Here is a 2,637-nt window from a genome sequence, read left to right as displayed (position 1 = left end):
CGCGCAAGGGTGTCAGACACCGGCGGCATGCCAAGAAAGGCACCCATGGCTGCGTAGGACGAAATAAGGTGTCTGACGCCCTCCAACTCGATTTCCAGGAGCATGCATGGACCTGAAGCACATCCGCACGTTTGCCGCCGTCGCGCGGGAAGGTAATTTGACGCGCGCGGCCGAGCATTTACATTTGACGCAGCCTGCGCTGAGCCTGCAGCTCAAGAACTTCCAGGAGTCGCTGGACCTGACGCTGTTCTCGCGCACGGCGCTAGGGTTGGCGCCCAACGCGGACGGGCGGGCGTTGTTGCCTGCGGCGCAGCGGGTGCTGGACGCGCTGGATGACTTCCAACGCGCCATCGGTGCGTTGCGCGATACCGTGCAGGGCGAATTGCGCATCGGGACGATTTTGGACCCGGAATTCTTGCGGCTGGGCGCCACGCTGCAGTATCTGGTCGAGCATTATCCGAAGATCCGCCCCACCCTGCGGCACGGGATGTCGGGATCGGTCGGCCGGCAGGTGCGCACTGGGGAGTTGGACGTGGGTTTCTTTCTGGGACCGCAACCCCGCAACGAGGATGCGCGGGGCGGCCCGTCGCGGGACGGCCAGCCGCGGAACACCCCTCCCCGCGGCAGCCAGCCATCCGGCCTGCACGCGCAGCCGCTCGCGTCCTTTTCCTATTACGTCGTTGCCCCAAAAAGCTGGAACGCGCAGGTCGCCGGCCGTGGCTGGGCTGAGATCGCGGCGCTGCCCTGGATATGGACCCCGCCCGATTCGGTCCATCATCGCCTGCTGTCCGACAAATTCGACGCCCTGGGCATTGCCCCGCACGCGGTGGCCGAGGTGGATCAGGAGGCTTCGATGCTGGATCTGGTGCGCTCGGGCGTGGGCCTGTCCCTCGCCCGCGATGCCATCGCGCTGCGCGAATCGCAGTCCAGCGGATTGCAGCTCGTAAAAGGCCTGTCGATCCAGGCAGAGCTGTCGCTCATCACCCAGGCCGCGCGGCGTGACGACCCGTTGGTGGCGGCGGCTTTCGCAGCGGTGCAGGCGGCGTTCGCCTGAATAGGCTTTCAGCCACCACCACCCAACTATGTTGCGCTGCGCCAAATGGGTGCAGGCCGCACGCAGAAATGCACCGATACGAAGCATGGGCGCGATCACCCGCAATCCGGCCGCTTCACCTCATCGCGCCTTCAAGGCCCCCTCCTTCCCTATGAATCGCAAGGGAATTTCCCCCAGAACATCGCGCTTCGACATACCTGGCACGGACTTTGCTTAATTGCCTATGTGCGGGTGCAAACCCGGCAAGACAACGTGAGCAGTACCGGCAATGGCGCCCCGACCGAAAGGTCCAGGGCGCCGTTTGCCTTTTGAAATCCGAAAATCCAAGCCTGGGGAAATCCCATGAATGCAGCGGCCACATCCGATTCCTTGCAGACGCTGGTTGTCATCGGCAACGGCATGGTGGGTCATCATTGCGTGGAGCAATTGATCGCCCGCGGCGCCCTCGAGCGCTATCGCATCACCATCTTTGGCGAGGAAACCCGCCGCGCCTATGACCGCGTCCATCTGTCCGAATACCTGAATGGGCGCGACGCCGAGTCGATGGCGCTGGGCGAGGCTTCGCTTTACGAGCAGGACGGCGTGTCGCTGCGACTGGGCGAGCCCGTGCTGGACATCGACAGCCACGCCCGGGAAGTCATCACCGCCAAGGGCCGCTTTGCCTACGACAAGCTGGTGCTGGCGACGGGCTCGTATCCCTTCGTGCCGCCCATCGCGGGCGCCGAGGGCAATTCGCGCCTGGTGTACCGCAGCATCGACGACCTGGACCTGATCCGCGAGGCAGCCAGCGGCGCGCGGCGCGGCGTGGTCGTGGGCGGCGGGCTCTTGGGACTGGAAGCGGCCAACGCGCTCAAGTCGCTGAATCTGGAAGCACACGTGGTGGAATTCGCGCCGCGTCTGATGCCGGTGCAGCTGGACGAGGCCGGCGGCGCGGCGCTGAAAGCGCGCATCGAGGCGCTGGGCGTGGGCGTGCACCTGTCGCGCGCCACGCAGGACATCAAGCCGGGCACCCAATACCGTTACCGCATGCGTTTTGCTGAAGGCGCGCCGCTGGAAACCGACCTGATCGTGTTTTCGGCCGGGATCCGTCCGCAGGTGTTCCTGGCGCGCAAAGCCGGGCTGGCGCTAGCCGAGCGCGGCGGCGTCGCCATCGACGACCGCTGCCGCAGCAGCGATGAAAACATCTACGCCATCGGCGAATGCGCGTCCTGGAACGGCACCGTCTTTGGCTTGGTCGCGCCCGGCTACCAGATGGCCCGCATCGTCGCCGCCGACCTGTGCGGCGCGCCGGAACAGGCATTTTCGGGCGCCGACATGTCCACGAAGCTCAAGCTCTTGGGCGTGGACGTGGGCTCGATTGGCGACGCGCACGGCGTCACGCCCGGTTCGCGCAGCTACCGCTACATCGACGAGGCCGGCTCCGGTTACCGCCGCCTGGTGATCTCCGAAGACGGCAAGCGCGTGCTGGGCGCGGTTCTGGTGGGCGACAACAGCTACTACGACACGCTGCTGCAATACGCGCAGAACGGCATCGCGCCGCCCGCGGATCCGTCCAGCCTGATCCTGCCGCAAGGCCAGGCCGC

The 2,637-nt window shown here is 65.9% G+C and carries 2 protein-coding genes; both read left to right on the top strand.

Annotation, left to right across the window (positions count from 1 at the left end; translation table 11 throughout):
* Positions 1-106 precede the first annotated feature (106 nt).
* Positions 107-1,054 (top strand): LysR family transcriptional regulator, encoded by a 948-nt coding sequence (locus tag ACN6PJ_RS31415; protein ID WP_427986007.1) that lies wholly within the window; start codon positions 107-109, stop codon positions 1,052-1,054.
* A gap of 342 nt (positions 1,055-1,396) precedes the next feature.
* On the top strand, positions 1,397-2,637 hold a 1,241-nt coding region (locus tag ACN6PJ_RS31410), incomplete at its 3' end, for an FAD-dependent oxidoreductase (RefSeq protein ID WP_427999524.1).

The organism is Achromobacter sp., assembly GCF_050285585.1.
Taxonomy (GTDB): Bacteria; Pseudomonadota; Gammaproteobacteria; order Burkholderiales; family Burkholderiaceae_B; genus Achromobacter.
This window is presented reverse-complemented; position numbering and strand designations above follow the sequence as displayed.

What these genes read in the sequence shown, in the direction of transcription:
- ACN6PJ_RS31415 (WP_427986007.1), top strand. Translation starts at nt 107, where the DNA reads ATGGACCTGAAGCACATCCGCACGTTTGCCGCCGTCGCGCGGGAAGGT.